General features: G+C 73.4%; 18 protein-coding genes, 1 pseudogene and 1 riboswitch. Of the genes and pseudogenes, 14 read left to right on the forward strand and 5 right to left on the reverse strand.

From position 1 onward, the window contains the following. Complete coding sequence (locus tag ACFYP3_RS05415; protein ID WP_388827089.1) at positions 1–792, reverse strand: type 1 glutamine amidotransferase domain-containing protein; 792 nt, start codon at positions 790–792, stop codon at positions 1–3. A gap of 275 nt (positions 793–1067) precedes the next feature. Here ACFYP3_RS05415 and ACFYP3_RS05420 point away from each other — a divergent pair, with 275 nt between their 5' ends. From ACFYP3_RS05420 to ACFYP3_RS05430, 3 genes are all read left to right on the forward strand, one after another. Beyond that, positions 1068–2090 (forward strand): AraC family transcriptional regulator ligand-binding domain-containing protein, encoded by a 1023-nt coding sequence (locus tag ACFYP3_RS05420; RefSeq protein ID WP_388827092.1) that lies wholly within the window; start codon positions 1068–1070, stop codon positions 2088–2090. A 54-nt stretch (positions 2091–2144) separates the two neighbouring features. Continuing rightward, positions 2145–2206, forward strand: a riboswitch (guanidine-III (ykkC-III) riboswitch). 75 nt (positions 2207–2281) lie between these two features. Next, positions 2282–2734 carry an Ohr family peroxiredoxin gene (locus tag ACFYP3_RS05425; protein ID WP_388827095.1) on the forward strand — a complete coding sequence of 151 codons (453 nt, stop codon included), beginning with the start codon at positions 2282–2284 and terminating at the stop codon, positions 2732–2734. After that, a complete protein-coding gene (locus ACFYP3_RS05430) occupies positions 2721–3170 on the forward strand; it encodes a hypothetical protein (RefSeq protein WP_388827099.1) in 450 nt (149 codons plus the stop codon). Before ACFYP3_RS05425 ends, ACFYP3_RS05430 begins: the two co-directional genes overlap by 14 nt. A 36-nt stretch (positions 3171–3206) precedes the next feature. Here the strand turns inward: ACFYP3_RS05430 and ACFYP3_RS05435 are convergent, their stop codons facing one another. Next, a complete protein-coding gene (locus ACFYP3_RS05435; protein ID WP_388827102.1) occupies positions 3207–3818 on the reverse strand; it encodes a TetR/AcrR family transcriptional regulator in 612 nt (203 codons plus the stop codon). A 96-nt stretch (positions 3819–3914) separates the two neighbouring features. On the opposite strand from ACFYP3_RS05435, the gene ACFYP3_RS05440 reads away from it, so the two are divergent. From ACFYP3_RS05440 to ACFYP3_RS05465, 6 genes are all read left to right on the forward strand, one after another. Further along, positions 3915–4343, forward strand: a complete 429-nt coding sequence (locus tag ACFYP3_RS05440; RefSeq protein ID WP_388827105.1) for a nuclear transport factor 2 family protein — start codon at positions 3915–3917, stop codon at positions 4341–4343. Beyond that, the gene (locus tag ACFYP3_RS05445) at positions 4340–5200 is read left to right on the forward strand and encodes an NmrA family NAD(P)-binding protein (RefSeq protein WP_388827108.1); all 861 of its coding nucleotides are present in this window, start codon (positions 4340–4342) and stop codon (positions 5198–5200) included. The genes ACFYP3_RS05440 and ACFYP3_RS05445 overlap by 4 nt, the downstream gene beginning before the upstream one ends. A gap of 277 nt (positions 5201–5477) precedes the next feature. After that, on the forward strand, positions 5478–7532 hold the full coding sequence (locus ACFYP3_RS05450; protein WP_388827111.1) for a calcium-binding protein: 2055 nt from the start codon (positions 5478–5480) through the stop codon (positions 7530–7532). A gap of 201 nt (positions 7533–7733) precedes the next feature. Then, entirely contained in the window at positions 7734–10265 is a 2532-nt protein-coding gene (locus ACFYP3_RS05455; RefSeq protein ID WP_388827114.1) for a SpoIIE family protein phosphatase, read from the forward strand. 331 nt (positions 10266–10596) lie between these two features. Beyond that, on the forward strand, positions 10597–11250 hold the full coding sequence (locus tag ACFYP3_RS05460) for a hypothetical protein (RefSeq protein WP_388827116.1): 654 nt from the start codon (positions 10597–10599) through the stop codon (positions 11248–11250). A 256-nt stretch (positions 11251–11506) separates the two neighbouring features. Beyond that, complete coding sequence (locus ACFYP3_RS05465) at positions 11507–12064, forward strand: YceI family protein (RefSeq protein WP_388827119.1); 558 nt, start codon at positions 11507–11509, stop codon at positions 12062–12064. Positions 12065–12209: 145 nt separating this feature from the next. On the opposite strand, the gene ACFYP3_RS05470 is transcribed toward ACFYP3_RS05465, so the two are convergent. Together ACFYP3_RS05470 and ACFYP3_RS05475 are read right to left on the reverse strand one after the other, a co-directional pair. Beyond that, on the reverse strand, positions 12210–12959 hold the full coding sequence (locus ACFYP3_RS05470) for an anti-sigma factor domain-containing protein (protein ID WP_388827122.1): 750 nt from the start codon (positions 12957–12959) through the stop codon (positions 12210–12212). Then, positions 12956–13145 (reverse strand): annotated as a pseudogene (locus ACFYP3_RS05475) (sigma factor-like helix-turn-helix DNA-binding protein); the annotation flags it as partial. The gene ACFYP3_RS05470 and the pseudogene ACFYP3_RS05475, both read right to left, overlap by 4 nt. Before the next feature lie 150 nt (positions 13146–13295). Here ACFYP3_RS05475 and ACFYP3_RS05480 point away from each other — a divergent pair. Then, entirely contained in the window at positions 13296–14882 is a 1587-nt protein-coding gene (locus ACFYP3_RS05480; protein WP_388827125.1) for a molybdopterin-dependent oxidoreductase, read from the forward strand. A gap of 123 nt (positions 14883–15005) precedes the next feature. Then, positions 15006–15653 (forward strand): fasciclin domain-containing protein, encoded by a 648-nt coding sequence (locus ACFYP3_RS05485; protein ID WP_388827127.1) that lies wholly within the window; start codon positions 15006–15008, stop codon positions 15651–15653. A gap of 94 nt (positions 15654–15747) precedes the next feature. Here the strand turns inward: ACFYP3_RS05485 and dhaK are convergent, their stop codons facing one another. Continuing rightward, the gene (gene dhaK / locus ACFYP3_RS05490; RefSeq protein ID WP_388827130.1) at positions 15748–16752 is read right to left on the reverse strand and encodes a dihydroxyacetone kinase subunit DhaK; all 1005 of its coding nucleotides are present in this window, start codon (positions 16750–16752) and stop codon (positions 15748–15750) included. A 276-nt stretch (positions 16753–17028) separates the two neighbouring features. Between dhaK and ACFYP3_RS05495 the strand changes: the two genes are divergently transcribed. The 3 genes from ACFYP3_RS05495 to ACFYP3_RS05505 all read left to right on the forward strand — a co-directional run bounded on the left by ACFYP3_RS05495 (position 17029) and on the right by ACFYP3_RS05505 (position 21319). Further along, complete coding sequence (locus ACFYP3_RS05495; protein ID WP_388827133.1) at positions 17029–17877, forward strand: MIP/aquaporin family protein; 849 nt, start codon at positions 17029–17031, stop codon at positions 17875–17877. A 114-nt stretch (positions 17878–17991) separates the two neighbouring features. After that, the gene (gene glpK, locus ACFYP3_RS05500; RefSeq protein WP_388827136.1) at positions 17992–19509 is read left to right on the forward strand and encodes a glycerol kinase GlpK; all 1518 of its coding nucleotides are present in this window, start codon (positions 17992–17994) and stop codon (positions 19507–19509) included. 97 nt (positions 19510–19606) lie between these two features. Beyond that, the gene (locus tag ACFYP3_RS05505; RefSeq protein WP_388827138.1) at positions 19607–21319 is read left to right on the forward strand and encodes a glycerol-3-phosphate dehydrogenase/oxidase; all 1713 of its coding nucleotides are present in this window, start codon (positions 19607–19609) and stop codon (positions 21317–21319) included. The last annotated feature ends 91 nt before the right edge of the window (positions 21320–21410 follow it).

Raw genomic sequence — 21410 nt, forward strand, 5'->3', positions numbered from 1 at the left:
TCAGCCCGCCCGGTGCACCGCTCCCGCCGCGTGCGCGCGGACCAGGGCCACATAGTCCGCCGCCAGGCGGTGGCAGTCGCCGGGCCACCGCGCGGAGACGTAGTTGCCGTCCTTGACGGTGAATCCCCGTCCGGGCCGGGCGGCGGTGTCGCGCACCGGCAGCGGCGGGCCGGCCAGGAAATGACGCGGATCGGCGAGCGCCGCGGTGACCTCCTGCTGCACGGTGGTGCGGTACGTGCGGTAGTAGCGCCCGAGCCAGAGCCGGGTGAGGTTCCATCCCGTCAGCTCCAGCAGGGACGTCAGTGCCGTCGTCCGCCGGCCGTGGAGGACCGAGCGCCCGGTGGCGGGGTCCTTGGCCCGGGCGGCGAGCAGCACGCCGTGGCAGACGGCTCCCACGGGCAGCCCCCGGGTGAAGAGCCGGGCGAACAGCCGCTGGGCGGTGGCGTCTTCGAGCAGCGTCCGCATGCCGGCGGCGTGCCCGCCGGGGACGAAGAGGCCCGTCAGGGCGGCCGGGTCCCGGTCCGCGTGCTCCGCGTGTTCCTCGTACGAGGAGGGGGCGAGGAAGTGGGGGTCCTCGGTGAGGCGCCGGTAGGCGGCCAGATCGGCGCGGCGGGTCATCAGCCAGGGCGACAGCCAGGAGAACCCGAGGTCCGTGAGCCGGGGGTCGGCGAGCGCGACCTTCCCGCCGGGGGTCGCGAACCGCACCTCGAAACCGGCGTCCCGCAGCGCGGCCCAGGGCACCGCCGCCTCGGTGGGGTCGTAGTCGCCTGCGGGAAGCAGGAAGAGAATCACGGCGGGTACTCCTCTGTGCGGTGGTGATCGGGGCAGCGCGCTTCCCCGGCTTCCCCGGATTCCCCGGCACTCCGCGGGCCCCTGGTCCCCGGGGTGTCCGAAGGCCGACCTTAGGAGCGGCGCGCGGCGCCGTCATCCACTCCGGCGGCCACGTCGTTGACTCCCCGGACCGCTCTCCGCAGCCGTTCCTCTGGCCCCGTTCGCCGGGCCCGCCCGTCGGCGGCCGTAGCCGGACGGTGTTGACGGGGGTGGTGCGCCCGCATTGACTGGCGACCGTGTCCGCCACCGCGTCGCCCTCCGTCACCGCGTGTTACGCCCACGCCGTCCTGAACGCGACGGCCGAGGGCGAAAGCGGGCCGTCCGCCTCCTGGGACCTGCCCACGGACCGGCTGGAGTACGGCGAGATGCGCGCCCTGTGGGACTCGGTGCTCGACGCCGGGGACGCCGGCCCGCACACCGGGCTCCTCGTGGGCGACCGCATCCGGCCCGAAGGCCTGCACATCCTGGGCCACCTCGTCCTCACCAGCGCCGGTCTCGCGGACGCCGCGCGGGCGGCCGAGCGCTACCACCCCCTGGTCAGCCAGGCGGGCACGGTGACCCTGCACCGTGCGGGCGGCGTCGGCCGGATCCGCTACCGGCCGACCGTCGCCCCGGCCGCCATGCACCCTCAGCAGGTGGAGGCGGTCGTCGCCGGCATGGTGCGGGCGGCCCGCTGGATCGCCGGCGACGACTGGGCGCCCCTGGCCGTGTCGTTCGCCCACCCGCGTGCGGGCTCGGCCGAACCCTACGCCCGGGTCCTCGGCTGCCCCGTCACCTTCGACGCCCCGGAGAACACGATCACGGTCGCCGACGAGGATCTGGACCGGCGCCGTCCGCTCTACGATCCCGCGCTGAACGCCCTGCACCGGGCCTACGCCGACCGGCTCCTGGACCAACTGTCCGCGGGCGCGACCGCGGCCGGGCGCGTACGGCGGTGGCTGGAGCACGCCGGGCTGGAGGACGCGGGTCCCGAGGGCGCCGCCAGGGAGCTCAACCTCAGCGTCCGGACGCTGCGGCGGGCCCTGCACGCGGAGGGCACGTCGTGGCGGGCGCTCCTCGACGCCGCCCGCCACGGCCGGGCCGGGCGGCTGTTGGAGACCACGGACCTGCCACTGGACCGGATCGCCCCCCTCGTCGGCCTGAGCGGCGCGACGGCCCTCGTCCGCGCGTTCACCCGGTGGGAGGGCCTGCCTCCCGGCGCGTACCGCCTGCGGCACCGGCCCGCGCCCCCGGATCCCGACGGGACCGGCGGCGGGTGAGGTACCTCACCGCGGGCGGTGCTCCGGCGGACCGTCGGCGTTGCTAGATTGTCCGGCGGCCGGATCCGAGGCCCCGGACGAGACGCGCCGTACCCGGTTACGCACGACGACGCGCGAGGTGCCGCACCAGCGGCGCCTCACGCTGTCCGTCCCCGGGCAGCGTCCTCGTCGAGCAGGATGGGCCGAACGCCATGACCGTGCCACTCACCAGCAGCCTGTACCGGACGACCGCGCATGCCGCGGGGGGCCGTACCGGGTCCGTCCGCACGGACGACGGGCGCCTGGACGTCCGTCTCGCCCCGCCGCGCAAGAAGGTCCCGGGCACCACCAACCCGGAGCAGCTGTTCGCGGCCGGTTTCGCCGCCTGCTTCACCTCCGCGCTCGCGGAGGTCGCGGCCGGCTTCGGGGCGGACGCCGGCGCCGCGCGCGTGGCCTGCGAAGTGCAGCTCGGCACCACGGACACCCCTGCGGGCTACGGCCTCGCGGTGGCCCTCACCGTCAGCCTGCCGGGGTGGCGGGCGGCGGACCTCCAGCCCCTCCTGCACCGCGCGGACGCCGTCTGCCCCTACTCGCAGGCCGTGCGCGGCAACGTCCCGCTGACGCTGCTGGCCGTGGACGACCCCGCCGCCGATGACCGCGCCTGAGCCGGTGCCGGTGGGGCCCGTCCCGGGCGGACCCGGCGTCCCGGTGCCCGCGCGCGGGGCCTGGCTGCGGCGCGGCATCAGCCGCGACGGCGGACCCCTGACCGAGGACAGCGAAGTGGTGTGGCTGCAGGTCGGGTCCTGCTACGCCGACAGTCGCGGCTTCGCCGGTACGACGTCGTTCGACGGCTCCCGGGTGCACTTCCGGCACCTGACGGGCGAGCCGGGCGAAGACACCGGCACCTTCCGACGGGAGGGGGCGAACCTCGTCGAGTGGGGCACCAACCCGGACGGCAGCACCTTCCTGGAGGTCTGGACCCCCCTGCCCGGCGCGGACGGCGTCACCGGCTCCTGGTCCGGTCCCGACCACCACGTGGTGCGCGTCGGCCGGCACGTGGTGCACGTCGACTCCCGTACGGGTACCTACTGGCGGCTGTGACGGCGCGGGGGGGGGCGCCGCCCCCGGCCGCCGGGGTCAGGTTGCGTCGGACGCACCCCGCCGGGTGCGGGTGTCGAGGATCCCGGCGGTGAACTCCGCCAGCTGCCGGCGCAGTTCCTCGCGCGGCACCCCCTTGTCCCCGGCGAGGTGGGCGACGAGGTCGGCCCGGGTGGCGGCGAGCAGCGCGTGGGCGGTGAAGTCGGTGTCGGCCGGGCCGGGGATCTGCTCCAGCAGGTCGCGCAGCAGGGCGTGCCACCGCCCGTAGTGCGCCGTCCGGTAGGGACTGTCCGCGCCGGTCCCCTCCAGGGCCAGCGCGAGGTGGCGGTTGTCGAGCTTGAAGCACAGGACGGCGTCCAGCAGGGCCGGTACGCGCCGGAGCGGCGCGGTGGTGGGCCCCAGCGGTGGCGGACCGCTCTCGACGGCGGTCCTGACCGGTTCGAGCCGTGCCTCGTACAGCGCGCCGATCAGCCCGGTGCGGTCGCCGAAGGCGCGGAAGAGCGTTCCCTTGCCGACGCCGGCCGCGGCCGCGATGTCGGCCATGGTCACGTCCTCGGGGCTCCGGCAGTGGGCGAAGAGTTCGTCGGCGGCGGCGAACACGGCTGCCCGGTTACGGGCCGCGTCCTTGCGCGGACTGCGCTGTTCGGTCATCGGGATGATCCTCCGGTTGCGATGCGGACCGGCGGTCCGTATCGTTCACGGAAGAAGCGGACCGCTGGTCCGTATCGTACGGGACGGAGTACCCCCATGCCCACGACCACCGCACCGGCGGATCTGTACCGCCACGGCCTGCGCCTGCTCCTGGCCAAGGACATCGCCGGCTGGGTCGGCCTGTGGGCCGACGACGGCGTGATGGAGTTCCCCTTCGCCCCTTCGGGTTGGCCCGATCGGCTGGACGGCCGGGAAGCCGTCGCCGCGTACATGCGCGACTACCCCGATCACATCGACCTGCACGACTTCCCCGACGTCCGGATCCACGAGAGCACCGAGCCCGGGACCATCGTGGTCGAGATGCGCGGTGTGGGCCGCCTCGTCGCGACGGACAGGCCCTTCGACATGAGGTACGTCGCCGTCGTGACCGTCCGGGACGGACGCTTCACCTCCTACCGCGACTACTGGAACCCCCTCGCCGTCCAGGCGCCCGGGACGGACTTCACGGGGAGCGGCGCCCGATGAACCCCACCGCGACCACCCTGGTCATCGGTGCCACCGGCACCACCGGCGGCCGCACCGCCGCGCAGCTGATCGCCGCCGGCCACCGCGTACGGGCCGCCGGGCGTCGCGCCACCCCGCTCCCGGGAGCGGACCCGGTCCGCTTCGACTGGTACGACCCGACCACCTTCGGCGCCGCCCTCGACGGGGTCGACCGCGCCTACCTCGTCCCGCCGATCGGAGACCCGGACCCGGCCGCGGTCATGCTGCCCTTCCTCCGGGAGGCCGTCGCCGCCGGTGTACGCCGCGCGGTCCTCCTCAGCTCCTCGGCCATCCCCGAGGGCGGGCCGGCCGTGGGGGCGGTGCACCGGGCCCTGCCCGGCCTGTTCGAGCAGTGGGCGGTCCTGCGGCCCTCCTGGTTCATGCAGAACTTCACCGGCGCGCACGCGCACGCCGACAGCATCCGCACCGAAGGGCTCATCCGGACGGCCGCCGGGACCGGCCGGGTCGGCTTCGTCGACGCCGACGACATCGCCGCCGTCGCCGTACGCGCCCTGACGGACGACCGGGCGCCCGACACCGACCTCGTCCTGACCGGCCCGGAGGCGCTCAGCCACGACGACATCGCCGCGATCGTCAGCCGGGTCACCGGCCGCCCCGTGGTCCACCACCCCTTGACCCACGAGGACATGTACGACCGGCTGGCCGCCGTGATCCCGCCGGAGTTCGCCGCCATGCTGGCCGCGATGGACCGCGCCATCGCCGAGGGGGCCGAGGACCGCACCACCGACACCGTCGAGCGCCTCACCGGCCGCCCGCCGACCCCCTTCCGGGTGGTCGCCGAACGGGAACTGCGCGCCGGGGCGACTCGGCGCGGATGAGCGCGCCGCGGGCGTCGGCGCCGCGGGTGACGAGTGCGGCGCACCTCCACCGCGGGCCCGTCCGGCGACAGGTTCGGACCGGATCGCCGGGGTTCGTGCACCCGGGAAGCACCGCTGGAACCGCCAGGGGTGCCGTGTACGGCGGTCGGGTGGAACCCCCGTCTCCGGCGGTGCGCGCCCGGCGAGCCGCCGAGGCCCTGCCGCGGCCGTGGCCGGAAGCTGTGGCCCGTCACGAGGGGTGACCCGAGGCAGGGCAAGCAGCGGCAGAGGGGTCTGGATGTCGGCATTCACCTGGGGTGCGCGCAGGGTGCGGGGACGAGGAGCGAAGGACGGCCGGCGGCGCCGCGCCGACCGGCTCGGCGCGGTGACGGCCCTGGGCCTGGCGCTCACCATGGCCCTGCCCGGAGCGGCGCTGGCCGCGCCGGGCGATGTGGACCCCACGTTCGGCGGCGGCGACGGGATCGTGACCACCGACCTCGGCGCCGCCGAAGCGGCCGCCGACATGGTGGTGCAGCCCGACGGCAAGATCATCGCCGTGGGCGGTGACGTCTCGGACTCCCTCGGCAATTTCGCGGCGGTCCGCTACAACGCCGACGGCAGCCTGGACACCACCTTCGGCGACGGCGGGAAGGTGTCCACCGACATCGCCGGCGGCTCCGACACGGCCAACGGCGTGGCCCTCCAGGCCGACGGCAAGATCGTCGTCGTCGGCACCAGCGAGAACCTCGAAGGCGGCATCGCCTGGTTCACGGTGGTCCGCTACCACCCGGACGGCAGCCTGGACACCAGCTTCGACGGCGACGGCAAGGCGGTCACCGACCTCGGCGGCGGTGGCGCCGACCAGGGCTCCGACGTGGCGGTGCAGGCGGACGGCAAGATCATCGCCGCCGGGGGTGTCGGCGGGGTGTTCGCACTGGTCCGGTACAACGCCCTCGACGGCAGCCTGGACACCGGCTTCGGCGGTGACGGCAAGGTGTTCACCGACTTCGGAGGCCTCCAGGAGGGCAGCACGGCGTACGGCCTGGCCCTGCAGGCCGACGGCAGGATCATCGCCGCCGGTGATACGACCGAGGGCCTCGTACGGGACTTCGCGCTGGCCCGGTACAACTCCGACGGCAGTGCGGACACGACCTTCAGCGGCGACGGCAGGCTCACCACCGACCTGGTCGGCATGGACACCGCCCAGGACGTGGTGGTGCAGTCGGACGGCAGGATCGTGGCCGTGGGCGGCTCCGGTGCCGGCGTGTTCTCGCTGGCCCGGTACAACGCCAACGGCACCCCCGACACGACCTTCGACGGCGACGGCGAGGTGACCACCAACCTCGGTGGGCCCCAGGGCGGCAGCTCGGCGTACGACGTCGTCCAGCAGTCCGACGGCAAGCTCGTCGCCGTCGGCGGCGGCAACGGCGACTTCGCGCTGGCCCGCTACCTCACCAACGGCAGCCTGGACACCGGCTTCGGCGGGGGCGACGGCACGGTCACCACGAACGTCGGGGGCGCCGACCTGGCCCAGTCGGTGGCGCTGCTGCCCGACGGCAGGCTCCTCGCCGCGGGCGGCGGCGGGGCGGGCGAGGACTTCGCGCTGGCCCGGTACGAAGGCGGCGGCACCACTCCGCCGCCTCCGCCCAGTGCGGACCTGGCCGTCACCGTGTCCGGTCCCGCCGCCGTCAGCATCGGCGACCAGGCGACCTACACGGTGACGGTGCGCAACACCAGCACCACCACCCCCGCGACGGCGGTCACGCTGGCCGACACCCTCACCGGAGCCGGCGGCACCGTCCTGTCGGCCGTGGCCGGCCAGGGCAGCTGCACGAGGACCGCGACCAGCGCGAACTGCACCCTGGGCACCCTCGCCGCCGGCGCCTCCACCACCGTGACCGTGGTGGCCGAGCCCCGCAGCACCGGCACCCTCACCGACACCGCCACGGCGGACGCGGCGGAGCCCGACCCCGTGCCCGGCAACGACAGGGCCACGGCGAACACCACCGTGAACAACGCCCGGGGCTGCACGATCATCGGCACCAGCGGCGCGGACACCCTGAACGGCGGCTACTTCACCGACGTGATCTGCGGTCTCGGCGGCGACGACACGATCCGCCCGGGCTACGGCAACGACACCGTCCACGGCGGTGCGGGCAATGACAACATCGACGGCGGCTTCGGCGACGACACCCTCGTCGGCGGCCCCGGAAACGACACCCTGCTGGGCAACTACGGCAACGACCGGCTCAACACCGTCGACGCCGTCGCCGGCAACGACACCGCGAACGGCGGCCTCGGCAGCGACACCTGCACGACCGACCCCGGTGACGCCCGCATCAGCTGCCCGTAGGTCGTCTCCTCCGGATCCGGCCCGCGCCCGGGCGGGAAGGCCGGCGTCCGCGGCGCGGCGCCGGCCTTCCCGCCCGGGGCACGCGCGCGAGACACTGTGACCGACGCCTGGAGCGGGACCGGATGGCGCAACGCCTCTGGCTCCCGTAACGGACATCGATCAGCATGAGGGCAGCGGGACCGGCGGACGAGATGGGCACGCATGCGCGCCACCGAGAACAACCAGGACTATCCCTTCGCCGCCACGAACACGGCGGCGGCACTGCTGGACGACACCGGGACGGTCCTCGCCTGGACACCGGCGGCCGAAGCCCTTCTGGACCGCCGGTCCGCCGACGTGTGCGGCCGCCCGGCGCGGGACCTCCTGGCGGACCCGGGCAGCTGGGAAGCCGTCCTGGCCCAGGGCGGGCCGGGGAAGCAGGAGGGCCCGAAGGACGGGGAAGGCCCGGCGGGCCGGGAGGGCCCGGCGGGCTGGGAAGGGCGGGCCACCCTGCGGCACGGCTCAGGACGTGAGCTGGAGATCGGTTTCCGCGTCATCCCGCTGAACGACGGCGCGCCCGGCGGCCCCGCCCGCTGCCTCGTGCTCGGCGCACCCCTGGAGCTGGTCGCCCGATGGCGGCAGGACCACGCCTTCACGCAGGAACTGTTCCTGCAAGGCCGAGTGGGACTGGCCGTCTTCGACGCGGAGCTGCGCCTGCTGCGGACGAACTCGCACCTGTTGCCGTACACCGGGGTGCCGGTCGACCTGTCAGGCCGGCGCCTGGCCGACTTCCTGTGGGCGGAGGACGCCCGGATCATCGACGACCGGCTGCGGGAGGTCCTGCGCAGCGGGATCCCCCTCATCGGTCTCAACACGACGGTGCGCACCCTGGACGACCCGCGGGGCGGCCGGGTCGTGACCATCCAGGCGTTCCGGCTGCAGGATCCCGACGGACACCCGATGGGTGTGGCGACGGTGTTCACCGACGTCACCGACCACGAGCGCTGGCGCGGGCGCCTGGACCTGCTGTACCGCGCCACCGGCGCGCTGGGCGGTTCGCTGTCCGTCCTGCGCACCGCGGAGGACCTGGTCAAGGTCCTGACGCCCGCGCTCGGCGACTGCGCCGCGGTGGATCTGGCGGAGACCGTTCTGACCGGCGGTGAACCACCCGCTGACGCGACTCTCACGCTGCCGCTGATCCGGCTGGCCGTCGCCGGAGCGGAATCGGCTGCGCTGCGTACGGGGAGCACCCGGTTCGAGCCTCCGACCGCAGCGGCCGTTCCCCACCCGACCGCGACGGAGACGGGCCTGCCGGAAACGGGGGCGCGCGAGGAGCGGGGCTGCCGGGGAGAGTTGATCACCGGCTTCGGAACCCGGCCCACGGAGGCCGCGGGCGCGGCGGTTCCGGAGTGGGCCACGACCGTCCCGGGTGCGCATTCGGCGATGACGGCGCCGCTGTGCGCACGGGGCATCAGGTTCGGACGGCTGACGCTCTGGCGGACGGGTGACGCTCCCCCGCTGGACGCGGACGACCTGGCGCTGCTGGAGGAGATCGCCGCCCGTGCGGCCGCCGCCGTGGACAACGCGCGGCGGTACACCAAGGAACGCCGTACCGCCGTGGGCCTGCAGCGCAGCCTCCTGCCGCCGGCCACCTCGGAGAGGCCGGCGCTGGAGGCCGCCGGCCTCTACCTGCCCGCCGACGCGGACAGCGGCGTGGGCGGCGACTGGTTCGACGTCATCCCCCTGTCGTCGGCCCGGGTCGCCCTCGTGGTCGGGGACGTCGCCGGTCACGGGCTGCACGCCACGGCCATGATGGGCCGCCTGCGCAGCGCCGTACGCGCGATGGCGGACCTGGAACTGGAACCCGAGGAACTGCTCGCGCACGTGGACGACATGGTGGTCCAGGTCGCCGCCGAGGCCGAGAGCGACGACCCGGACGACGCCGACGCGGGCATACCGGTGCCGAGCGGCCCGGCCGGGGCCACCTGCCTGTACGCCGTCTACGACCCGGTCACCCGAGCGTGCGTCATGGCGAGCGCCGGGCACCCGCCGCCGGCCGTGGTCAGCCCGGACGGAAGCGTGGAGTACGTCGAGCTGAGCCCCGGCCCGCCCCTGGGGGTCGGCGGTTGGCCCTTCGAGCCGGTCGAACGCGAACTGGCGCCGGGAAGCGTCCTCGCCCTGTACAGCGACGGCCTGATCGAACGCGGAGAGGGCGACATCGACCAGGGCATGGACGACCTGGCGGACCGCCTGCGGCGCGCGGACGTCATCGGCCGGCCGCTGCGTCAGGCCCGGCACGACATCGTGGAGGGACTGCCGCCGGGCAGGCTCAGGGACGACGTCACCCTCCTGTTGGCCCGTACCCGGGTGGTGGATCCCGGCTCCCTCGCGACCTGGTGGCTCGACGCCGACCCGGCGATCGTCGGCGAGGCGCGCCATCTCGTCCTGGACCAGCTGACCGCGTGGGACCTCGACGAGCTGGCCTTCAGCACGGAACTGATCGTCAGCGAACTGGTCACCAACGCCATCCGGCACGCCGGCGGCCGGCTGCGCCTGCGCCTGATCCGCGCGGACACGCTGACGTGCGAGGTCTCGGACGCCAGCAACACACAGCCGCGGATGCGGCGTGCGAGGAACTCCGAGGAAGGCGGCCGCGGGCTGTACATCGTCGCCCAGCTCTCACACCGCTGGGGCAGCCGCTACACCAGGGGCGGCAAGACCGTCTGGTCCGAGCAGAACCTGCCGCCGGCCTGACCGACGCGGCCGTGCATTAAGGGGGGATCAAACGAACCTTAAGGCTGCCTGCGGTCCTGCCGTCCCCGCGTCGCCCAAGGGGAGCGGTACGAGCCCCGCACGCTCCGACCACGGTCAGCGGTACGGCGCCCACCTGCGGCTTTGACGGTGTTCCACGAGCCTCGCGGCGCCGCGGCGCGCCCCGCACAGCACGCGAGACCTCCTCGGCGCCGGATTTGTAACGCGGCGACAAGGAATGAACGGGCGTGTGACGCCCGGCGTATGCAGGACGGGGAGACAGCGTCCATCGGATCGAGGAGTGTCCATGTCCCGCAAACGGACTATGAGTTCCATGAAGAAGCTCGTGCTCTCTGTCACCACGGGAACCCTGGTGACCGGAGGCGTCATCGCCACGGTGGCGACCGGCAACGCCTCCGTCCCCGACGTCGTGTGTCCGGGGTCGACGGTGACGCTGTCGGGCGAGGCGGGGCCGCCCGCGGCGAGCAGCGGGACCTTCCCGGTGGGCACCAAGCTGAAGGTGACCAACCTGGACAACGGCCAAGCCACCACCGTGACCGTCAACGGCCCCTCGGGCAGCTGCGTCCTCCTCAACAATGCGGCCTTCGACAAGGTCCGCGAGCCCGGCAAGAACCTCATCCGACGCGCACGCGTCGAACGCGTGGGGGGCGGTGGCACGCCGGCCGCCGGCGCGACCGGGGCGGCGGGTGCGGGGGGTGGCCAGGCGCCGCCGGTCACGGGTCAGGTGGTGTGTCCGGGGTCGACGGTGACGCTGTCGGGCGAGGCGGGACCGCCCGCCGCGAGCAGCGGGACCTTCCCGGTGGGCACCAAGCTGAAGGTGACCAACCTGGACAACGGCCAAGCCACCACCGTCACCGTCAACAGCCCCTCGGGCAGCTGCGTCCTCCTCAACAATGCGGCCTTCGACAAGGTCCGCGAGCCCGGCAAGAACCTCATCCGACGCGCACGCGTCGAACGCGTGGGCTGAGGGACCGCAGCCGGGTCGCCGGGCCACCGGGGCCATGGCGGGGACACACGCCCCAGCGTCCCCGCCGTGGCCCCGGCCCCCGGCCCCCGGCCCCGGTGACGCCTCCGTCAGCAGGTCCGGCCCGGATCGATCGGCAGGGTGCACTGTGGGGGCGCCCCGTGCGTCAGGCCGCGCCTCGAACCGATCACGCCCTAGCGTGGGCCGGGAGACGATCCGGGCGGACCACCGCCGGGATCCAGGCCCTACGGAGGCACCCATGACCACGTCCCCCGCCCTGTCCGAGCTCACCGGGGACTACGTCCTCGACCCCGCCCACACCCGGATCGGCTTCGTCGCCCGCCACGCCATGGTGACCAAGGTCCGCGGCGCGTTCCACGAGTTCGAGGGCACCGCCCACCTGGACGGCGCCGACCCCTCCCGCTCCAGCGGCCAGGTCGTGATCAAGACCGAGAGCATCGACACCGGCGTCGAACAGCGCGACCAGCACCTGCGCACCAACGATTTCCTGGACGCTCCCAACTACCCCGACATCACCTTCCGCACCACCTCGGTCGAGCCGCGCTCCGACACCGAGTACCGCGTCACGGGCGACCTGACCATCAAGGACACCACCCGCCCGATCAGCATCGACTTCGAGTACACGGGCACGGCGGTCGACCCCTTCGGCAACCGGCGCGTCGGCCTGGAGGGCTCGGTGACCATCTCCCGCAAGGAGTACGGCGTGACCTGGAACGCGGCCCTGGAAGGCGGCGGCGTCCTGGTCGGCGACAAGGTCGTCCTGGAGTTCGACATCTCCGCGATCAAGCAGGACTAGCGCGTCCTTCCAGGTCCCGACGCCTTCTGGGAGGGCGCTCGCGAAGACGGCCTCGTGCGCGGAGCGTACCCCCGTTCCCGCCGCCGGCACGAGGCTGGGCGGGGTAGCCGCCGGTCGGCCAGGGAGCGTTGGATCGGAGCCCGGCTCAGGTGCGGAGGGCCAGGAGGAGCAGGGGGGTGGTGGTGGGTTGCGGGGATCCTGCGGCGGGTTCGAGGGTGAGGCCGACGGTGCGGGCGTCGGCGGTGTCCCCGTCGAGCGGGACGGTGCCGTCCTGGTGGATGAAGCCGGCCGGACGCATGGTTCCGTCGTGGTCGAGCCACAACTGGTACGTCTTGCCGGCGGCCGGGGCGGGCAGGCCGGTGGCGGTGAAGACGGCCTTGTTCTGCTGGTCGGAGGCGACGACGGTGGTGAAGGCCCCGTTGCCGGCCCGGCCGTGAACGGTACGGGCGTCCGGAGCGGCCAGGACGGAGCTCACGGTGTCGAGGCGCTGCTCGCTCTGCCGGGCCCGCTGTTCGAACTGCCGGTTCTGCTGGTTCTGCCAAGCGGCCAGGCCGGCGAACGACGCGGCGGCGGTCAAGCTCGCGGCCAGGGCGAGCGGTACGGTCCTGCGGCTCAGCGCGGCCCGGAAGGAGAGGGGGGAGGCGGTGGAGGCGCGGGGCGGCAGCCGGCGGACACCGTCGACGGCCTGCATCGTCCGCTGTTTCATCGCGGTGGGCGGGATGTGGGCCGCGGCAGCCGCCAGGCCCGCGGCGGTGGCCTCGAAGTCGGCCGCGTCCTGCCGGCACGTCTCGCACCCGGGGAGGTGCGCGGCGAACTCCTCGCGTTCGTCGGCGTCCAGGGCGTTGAGCGCGTACGCGGCGGCCAGGTCGTGGACGTCGGATGCGTCGTGTTTCACGCGGTCACCCCCATGCGGTCGCGAAGCCGGATCAGCCCGTCGCGCATGCGTGTCTTGATCGTCGGAAGCGGCGTGCCAAGCGTTGGGGCCGCTTCACGGTAGGTCAGGCCCCCGGCGGGAGGCCAGGGTCGCGGCCGGGCGCTGGAGTTCGGTCAGGCCGCGCAGGCAGCGCCGGACCTGTTCGCGAGGGCCGTACGGGTCCCTGCCCGGTACTTCGCAGCGGAAGTCCGCGCGGGTGGGCGGCCGGGGGTGCCGTACGCGGGCCCCCACCGGCCTCGCACCGGGCACCGCCACTCGTTCGGGTGACAGACCAATCCGCCGGGTGGGTGGAGCCGAATGCGGGGAGTGAGCAGCTTCCGCAACACCACCTTCCGCACCGCCCGCGGCGCACTGGCCGGACTTCTGGCCGGGTTCACCGCGCTGGCCGTGGCCGAGCTGGTCGCGGGCCTGTCGCGGCCCGCCGCCGGACCGGTGACGGTGGTCGGCGGCGCCGTCATCGACCGGACCCCGGCCGCGGTGAAGGACTTCGCGATCCGCACCTTCGGCGAGAACGACAAGTGGGTCCTCCAGGTCGGCATCCTGCTCGTGTTGGCCCTGTTCGCGGTCCTCCTGGGCGTGGTGGCCCTGCGGTACCGGCGTGCGGGGGCGGCCGGGGTCCTGGTGTTCGGGATGGTCGGCGCGGCCGCGGCCCTGAGCAGGCCCGACTCCGAAGGGGCCGGTGACGCGCTTCCGTCGCTCGCCGGCACCCTCGCGGGTGCTGCCGTCTTGTTCTTTCTGGCGGGCAGAGCCAGCCCTGCCGGCTCCCCTTCGGGTGATGACGGCACCCAGGGCGGCTGGAGCCGGCGGGGGTTCCTCACCGCGGCGACCGTGACGGCCGTGGCCGCCACCGCCGCGGGCGCGTCGGGCCGCGCCCTGTCCGGGCGGCGAGGCCGGGGCGCCGTCGCCTCCCGCGACCAACTCGTCCTGCCCGCCCCCGCCTCACCGGCTCCCCCGGTTCCCGCGGGAGCACAGCCGAAGGTGCCGGGGACCAGCTCCTTCACCACGTCCAACCGGGACTTCTACCGCGTCGACACCGCCCTGGTCGTCCCCAGGGTCGACGCCGGCACGTGGAGGCTGCGCGTCCGCGGCAAGGGCGTGACCCGCCCCCGCAGTTACACCCTCGACCAGCTTCTCGCCCGCCCGCTGATGGAACGGGACATCACCCTCGCGTGCGTCTCCAACGAGGTGGGCGGCCCGTACGTCGGCAACGCCCGGTGGCTCGGCGTTCCGTTGGCCGGCCTGCTCGCGGAATGCGGTGTCGAGCCGCCGTCGAAGGGCGGCAGGGCCGATCAGCTCGTCGCCCGCTCCGTGGACGGCATGACGCTGGGCTCCCCCGTCGAGGAGGTCATGGACGGACGGGACGCCATGCTCGCGGTCGCGATGAACGGCGAGCCCCTCCCCTTCGACCACGGCTTCCCCGTCCGCATGATCGTCCCGGGCCTGTACGGGTACGTCTCCGCCTGCAAGTGGATCACCGACATCGAGCTCACCACGTTCGACGCCTACGACCCCTACTGGGTGAAACGCTCGTGGGCCCGTCGAGCGCCGGTCAAGACCCAGTCCCGCATCGACACCCCCAAGCCGTTCGCCCGCCCCGCCGTCGGCACCGTCGTGATCGCCGGAGTCGCCTGGGCCCAGCACCGGGGCATCACCCGCGTGGAGGTCCGCGTCGACGACGGCCCCTGGCAGGACGCCGACCTCGCCGCCCAGGACAGCGTCGACACGTGGCGCCACTGGTCCCACCGCTGGCAGGCCGCCCCGGGCGGACACACCCTCGCCGTCCGCGCCACCGACGGCACGGGAGCGGTGCAGACCGAGCAGCGTGCCCGGACCATCCCCGACGGGGCGAGCGGCTGGCACAGCGTCTTCGTCACCGTCACCTGAGACCACCGGACCTGCCTCACCCGACGCATTGGTCCGGCAGAGCCGCCCCACCATCCACCCACCTACCCCCTCCACTCACCCATCCGGGCGAGTCGAACCATCTCTCCCGAGGAGAAACCGATCATGAACAGCATTCAGATCCGCCGTGCCGGTGTCGCCGTGGCCGCGGCCGCCCTGCTGCCCTTCGCCCTGGCCGCCTGCTCCGAGGGCTCCGGCGACACCAAGGCCGGGCCCACGGCAGCCGCCGGCAACTCGGCCACGACCGGCGAGAGCACCCCCGGCAACGCGATGACGACGGACCAGCCCTTCGGCCCCGCCTGTGCCGGCGTGCCGAAGGAGGGGGCGGGCTCCTTCGACGGCATGGCGAAGGACCCGGTCGCCACCGCCGCGTCCCACAACCCCGCGCTGTCCACCCTGGTCACCGCGGTCAAGCAGGCCGGACTCGTGGACACCCTGAACAACGCCAAGGACATCACCGTCTTCGCCCCGACCAACGACGCCTTCGCGAAGATCCCGAAGGCCGACCTCGACAAGGTCCTGGCCGACAAGGAGCTGCTGACCAAGATCCTCACCTACCACGTCGTCGGCCAGAAGGTGACCCCGAAGCAGCTGGAGAACGGCTCCTTCGAAACCCTGCAGAAGGGCATGGTCACCACCAAGGGCTCCGGCGAGGCCTACGAGGTCAACGACACCGCCGCCGTGGTGTGCGGCAACGTCAAGACCGCCAACGCCAACGTCCACATCATCGACACCGTCCTCATGCCGAAGTAACCGCGCCGGCAGCGGCGGTCCCTGCGGCAGCGGCCCGGCACCTCCTCGCGCACCGAGGGGGTGCCGGTTCCGCGCCTCCGGGGGTGCGTGGGGGTCAGCGGCCCCAGCGCAGCGCGGCCGTCTGGACGGGCGCGTCCCACAGTCGCAGCATTTCCTCGTCGGCCCGGCACAGCGTCACCGAGCACCCCGCCATGTCCAACGAGGTGACGTAGTTCCCCACGAGGGCCCGGGCCACCTGGACGCCCCGGGCCTCCAGCACCCGGGCCACCGCCGCGTGGAAGCCGTACAGCTCCAGCAGCGGGGTCGCACCCATCCCGTTCACCAGGGCCAGTACGGGTCCGTCGATCGGGGCCGTGTTCGCCAGGTCGTCCAGCACGGCGCCCACCGCGAACTCCGCGATCTCCCCCGCCGGCATCATCGGGCGCCGCTCCCGGCCCGGCTCGCCGTGGATGCCGATGCCCAGCTCCAGCTCGCCGTCCGGGAGGTCGAAGGTGGGGCTGCCCTTGGCGGGGGTGGTGCAGGCGCTCAGCGCCACGCCGAAGCTGCGCGAGGCCTCGTTGACCCGCCGGGCGACCGCCGCGACCTGCTCCAGCGGTGCGCCCGCCTCCGCCGCCGCGCCGGCGATCTTCTCGACGAAGAGGGTGGCGCCGGTGCCGCGCCGCCCGGCGGTGTAGAGGCTGTCGGTCACGGCCACGTCGTCGTTGACCAGGACCCGCTCGACCTGGATGCCGTCCTCCTCGGCGAGCTCGGCCGCCATGTCGAAGTTCAGTACGTCCCCGGTGTAGTTCTTGACGACGAACAGCACCCCCTGGCCGGAATCCACGGCCTTGGCCGCCCGCAGCATCTGGTCGGGCACCGGGGAGGTGAAGACCTCGCCCGGACAGGCCGCGGACAGCATTCCGGGTCCGACGAAGCCGGCGTGCAAGGGCTCGTGTCCGGATCCGCCACCGGAGACGAGGCCGACCCGCCCGCCCTGCCGCGCGTCCTTCCGTACGACGACCCGCGCCTCGACGTCCACGTCCAGGTCGGGGTGGGCCGCGGCCAGCCCGCGCAGGGCGTCCGCGACGACGGTCTCGGGACTGTTGATCAGCATCTTCATCGTGTGCCTCCTGGTCGGAGCCGACGGTGAGCGTCCGGCGCGTCAGCGAAGGCACGCCATACGAACAGTGTGCTGCCATGCCACGGACATCCGCGAGAACTGGCGGGCACCGGGGCGACGGCGCCGCAGGAGGAGCGAGCGACCCCAGGCGGGGAGGGGCCTGCGCGGGAGCGCACGGCCCTCGCCTTTCCGGTACGGGCGACCCGCCTTACTCTGAACCCGGGGGACTCGGGGCAGTCGAATGCCGGTCCTCGGACCGGCGGGAAGCGGGCACCCATGAAGGAGCGCCTCAAAGCATCAGGGCTGGTCGGCGAACTGTCCGCCGAATTCGCCGGCACCATGATCCTCATTCTGTTCGGCTGTGGCGTCGTGGCCCAGGTGGTGGCCGGCGGAGCCCTGACCGACCCGGCGGGGGGCCTCGGAAACCACGACAGCATCGCGTGGGCCTGGGGTCTCGGTGTCACCTTGGGCGTCTACGTCGCGGCACGGCTGAGCGGCGCCCACCTCAATCCGGCGGTGACGCTCGCACTGGCCGCTTTCAAGGGCTTCCCGTGGAAGCGGGTGGCCCCCTACGCGCTGGCCCAGCTGGCCGGAGCGTTCGTCGCGGCCCTGATCGTCCGCTGGAACTACTCGGAGGCACTGGCGAAGGCCGACCCCGGCCACACCATCAAGACCCAGGGCGTCTTCTCCACGCTGCCGGCCAACGGAAACCCGAACCTGCCGGTGACCGAGTGGGGCGCACTGCGCGACCAGATCATCGGCACCGCGATCCTCCTCATGCTGATCTTCGCGGTCACCGACCTGCTGGGCACGCCTCCCGGCGCCAACCTGGCACCGTTCATCGTCGGCCTGATCGTCGTGGCGATCGGCATGGCCTGGGGCACCAACGCCGGGTACGCGATCAATCCGGCCCGTGACCTCGGCCCCCGGCTGGCCAGCTTCCTCACCGGGTACGGCGGGGCATGGAGGGATCAGTACGGCAACCTCTACTTCTGGGTGCCGATCATCGGTCCGTTCATCGGCGGTGTGCTGGGCGCGGGCATCTACAAGCTCCTCATCGGCCGGTTCCTGCCGACCGCGGAACCGGAGCCTCCCGGACGCGTACCGGCACCGGACGAGAGCTGATCGGATCCGCGACGGGGCCGGGACACGGCACGGTGCCCCTCCGGCACGACGCCGCTCCCGCCCCGTCGCGGACCACGGCCCCACACACGGCATCCCTAGAGGAGGCGGCACCCCATGGCTGACTTCGTCGGCGCAGTGGACCAGGGCACCACGAGCACCCGTTTCATGATCTTCGACCACGCCGGCAACGAGGTGGCGCGGCACCAGCTGGAGCACTCCCAGATCCTCCCGCGCTCGGGGTGGGTCGAACACGACCCGGTGGAGATCTGGGAACGCACCAACTCGGTGATCCAGAACGCCCTCCGCCACGGCAACCTCGACGCCTCCGACCTGGCGGCCGTCGGCATCACCAACCAGCGCGAGACGACCGTCGTCTGGGACCCCCGCACCGGGCGCCCGTACTACAACGCGATCGTCTGGCAGGACACCCGTACCGACTCCATCGCCGCGGCGCTGGAGCGCGGCGGCCAGGGCGACGTCATCCGCCGCAAGGCGGGCCTGCCCCCGGCCACCTACTTCTCCGGCGGCAAGATCCAGTGGATCCTGGAGAACGTCGACGGGGTGCGGGAGGCCGCCGAGCAAGGGCACGCCCTCTTCGGCAACACGGACTGCTGGGTGTTGTGGAACCTCACCGGAGGCCCCGACGGAGGCGTCCACGCCACCGACGTCACCAACGCCAGCCGCACCATGCTCATGGACCTGGAGACCCTCGACTGGGACGACGAGCTCCTCGGCTTCTTCGACATCCCCCGGTCCATGCTGCCCACCATCAACCCGTCCTCCCACCCGGAGGCGTACGGACGCACGCGCACCTCCCGGCCGTTGCGCGAGGCCATCCCCATCACGGGCGTCCTCGGCGACCAGCAGGCGGCCACCGTCGGCCAGGTCTGCTTCGCACCCGGCGAGGCGAAGAACACCTACGGCACCGGCAACTTCCTCGTCCTCAACACCGGGACGGAACTGGTCCGCTCGCAGCACGGCCTGCTGACCACCGTCGCCTACCAGTTCGGCGACAGCCCCGCGATCTACGCCCTCGAGGGCTCCATCGCGGTCACCGGCTCCGCCGTGCAGTGGCTGCGCGACCAGCTGAAGATCATCAGCGACGCGGGCGAGAGCGAACGCCTGGCCCGGACGGTCGAGGACAGCGGCGGCATCTACTTCGTCCCCGCCTTCTCCGGCCTGTTCGCCCCGTACTGGCGCTCCGACGCCCGCGGCGCGATCGTCGGCCTCGCCCGCTACCACGACAACGGGCACCTGGCGCGGGCCACGCTGGAGGCCATCTGCTACCAGAGCCGCGACGTCGTCGAGGCCATGGAGCAGGACTCGGGCGTACACCTCGACGTGCTCAAGGTCGACGGCGGTGTCACCGCCAACGACCTGTGCATGCAGACGCAGTCCGACGTCCTCGGCGTACCCGTCAGCCGTCCCGTCGTCGCCGAGACGACGGCACTCGGCGCCGCCTACGCGGCCGGGCTCGCCACCGGCTTCTGGCGGGACACGGACGAACTGCGCACCCACTGGCAGGAGTCCAAGCGCTGGAACCCCGAGTGGTCGGAGGAACGGCGTACGGAAGGGTACGCGGGCTGGAAGCGAGCGGTGGAACGCACGCTCGACTGGGCCAAGGTCGAATAGGGGCCGGACACGGCCGGACACGGCCGGGCGGGGCCGGACCGGGGGGCGACGGGGTTCCGGCCGCGTTCGCCCACAGCACTGAGGAGGAGTCGAGACCATGGTCGATCCGGTGGCCCTCTCACCCCAAGCCCGGACACGGGCCCTCGCCGACATGGGACGGGCCGAACTCGACGTCCTCGTCGTCGGAGGCGGTGTCGTCGGCAGCGGGGCAGCCCTGGACGCCGCCACCCGGGGCCTGAGCGTGGGGCTCGTCGAAGCCCGCGACTGGGCCTCGGGTACGTCCAGCCGCTCCAGCAAACTCATCCACGGCGGCCTGCGCTACCTGGAGATGCTGGACTTCCGCCTCGTCGCCGAGGCACTCAAGGAACGGGGCCTCCTGCTCCAGGTCCTCGCCCCCCACCTGGTACGTCCGGTGCCGTTCCTCTACCCCCTGCAACACCGCGTCACGGAACGCCCGTACGTCGGCAGCGGCGTGTTGCTGTACGACGCGCTGGCCCGGGCCTCCGGCACCTCCGGCGGCCTGCCCCTCCACCGCCACCTGACCAGGCGACGGGCCCTGCACGAGGCACCCGCGCTGCGCTCCGACGCCCTGGTGGGCGCCATCCAGTACTGGGACGCCCAGGTCGACGACGCCCGGCACACCCTGTTCCTCGCCCGTACGGCCGCCGCGTACGGGGCACTGACCGCCAACCGCACACGCGTCAGCCGTTTCCTGCGCCAGGGCGAGCGGGTGGTCGGCGCCGTCGTCACGGACCTGGAGAGCGGCGACGAGACGCAGGTGCGGGCCAAGCAGGTCATCAACGCGACCGGGGTGTGGACGGACGACACCCAGGCCATGGCCGGCACCCGCGGCCAGTTCCACGTCCGCGCGTCCAAGGGCGTCCACCTGCTCGTCCCCCGTGACCGCATCAACTCCCGCACCGGTCTGATCCTGCGCACCGAGAAGAGCGTGCTGTTCGTCATCCCGTGGGGCCGGCACTGGATCATCGGGACCACCGACACCGACTGGACGCTCGACAAGGCCCACCCGGCCCTCAGCTCCAAGGACGTCACCTACCTGCTGGAACACGTCAACAGCGTCCTGGCCACCCCGCTGGTCCCCGAAGACGTCGAAGGCGTCTACGCCGGTCTGCGCCCGCTGCTGTCCGGCGAGGCGGCGGAGACCAGCAAACTGTCCCGGGAGCACCTCGTCGCCCATCCGGTGCCCGGACTCGTCGTGGTGGCGGGCGGCAAGTACACGACGTACCGGGTGATGGCCAAGGACGCGGTCGACGAGGCCGTGCGGGGCCTGGACGAGAAGGTTCCCGACTGCGTCACGCACCGCGTCCCGCTGCTGGGCGCCGACGGTTACCCGGCCCTGTGGAACTCCCGGCGCCGGCTCGCCGAGCAGTCCGGCCTGCACGTCGCCCGCGTCGAGCACCTCCTGAACCGCTACGGCTCCCTCGCGCCCGAACTCCTCGCCCTGGTGGCGGCCGACCCGGCGCTCGGCGAAGCCCTGCCGAGCTCGGACGACTACCTCAGGGTCGAGGCCGTGTACGCGGTGACCCACGAGGGGGCCCGCCACCTGGAGGACGTCCTCGCCCGGCGCACCCGGATCTCCATCGAGTCCTGGGACCGCGGGGTGGACGCGGCGCCGACCGTGGCCCAACTGATGGCCCCCCACCTGGGATGGGACCGGGCACACCAGGACCGCGAGGTCGACCACTACCTCAAGCGCGTGGCAGCCGAGCGCGAGGCCCAACAACAGCCGGACGACCGCACCGCCGACGCGGTCCGGCTCGGCGCCCCCGACATCATCCCGGTGACCTGAACGCCGGGCGGCAGCCCCTGCCCGCCGTGGTCCGCGGCGGGTGGCAGGGCAGTGCGGGCGGCACTGCGCGCCCGGCCGACGGCGGGCCCGC

Origin of the sequence: Streptomyces sp. NPDC005533, from assembly GCF_042871845.1 — a bacterium.
Classification (GTDB): domain Bacteria; phylum Actinomycetota; class Actinomycetes; order Streptomycetales; family Streptomycetaceae; genus Streptomyces.

Coding starts and splice junctions, on each gene's coding strand:
- ACFYP3_RS05455 (WP_388827114.1), top strand. CDS start 7,734: ATGCGCGCCACCGAGAACAACCAGGACTATCCCTTCGCCGCCACGAAC.
- ACFYP3_RS05435 (WP_388827102.1), bottom strand. CDS start 3,818: ATGACCGAACAGCGCAGTCCGCGCAAGGACGCGGCCCGTAACCGGGCA.
- ACFYP3_RS05460 (WP_388827116.1), top strand. CDS start 10,597: ATGAAGAAGCTCGTGCTCTCTGTCACCACGGGAACCCTGGTGACCGGA.
- ACFYP3_RS05505 (WP_388827138.1), top strand. CDS start 19,607: ATGGTCGATCCGGTGGCCCTCTCACCCCAAGCCCGGACACGGGCCCTC.
- ACFYP3_RS05425 (WP_388827095.1), top strand. CDS start 2,282: ATGACCGTGCCACTCACCAGCAGCCTGTACCGGACGACCGCGCATGCC.
- ACFYP3_RS05480 (WP_388827125.1), top strand. CDS start 13,296: ATGCGGGGAGTGAGCAGCTTCCGCAACACCACCTTCCGCACCGCCCGC.
- ACFYP3_RS05465 (WP_388827119.1), top strand. CDS start 11,507: ATGACCACGTCCCCCGCCCTGTCCGAGCTCACCGGGGACTACGTCCTC.
- ACFYP3_RS05440 (WP_388827105.1), top strand. CDS start 3,915: ATGCCCACGACCACCGCACCGGCGGATCTGTACCGCCACGGCCTGCGC.
- ACFYP3_RS05450 (WP_388827111.1), top strand. CDS start 5,478: ATGTCGGCATTCACCTGGGGTGCGCGCAGGGTGCGGGGACGAGGAGCG.
- ACFYP3_RS05495 (WP_388827133.1), top strand. CDS start 17,029: ATGAAGGAGCGCCTCAAAGCATCAGGGCTGGTCGGCGAACTGTCCGCC.
- ACFYP3_RS05445 (WP_388827108.1), top strand. CDS start 4,340: ATGAACCCCACCGCGACCACCCTGGTCATCGGTGCCACCGGCACCACC.
- ACFYP3_RS05430 (WP_388827099.1), top strand. CDS start 2,721: ATGACCGCGCCTGAGCCGGTGCCGGTGGGGCCCGTCCCGGGCGGACCC.
- dhaK (WP_388827130.1), bottom strand. CDS start 16,752: ATGAAGATGCTGATCAACAGTCCCGAGACCGTCGTCGCGGACGCCCTG.
- glpK (WP_388827136.1), top strand. CDS start 17,992: ATGGCTGACTTCGTCGGCGCAGTGGACCAGGGCACCACGAGCACCCGT.
- ACFYP3_RS05485 (WP_388827127.1), top strand. CDS start 15,006: ATGAACAGCATTCAGATCCGCCGTGCCGGTGTCGCCGTGGCCGCGGCC.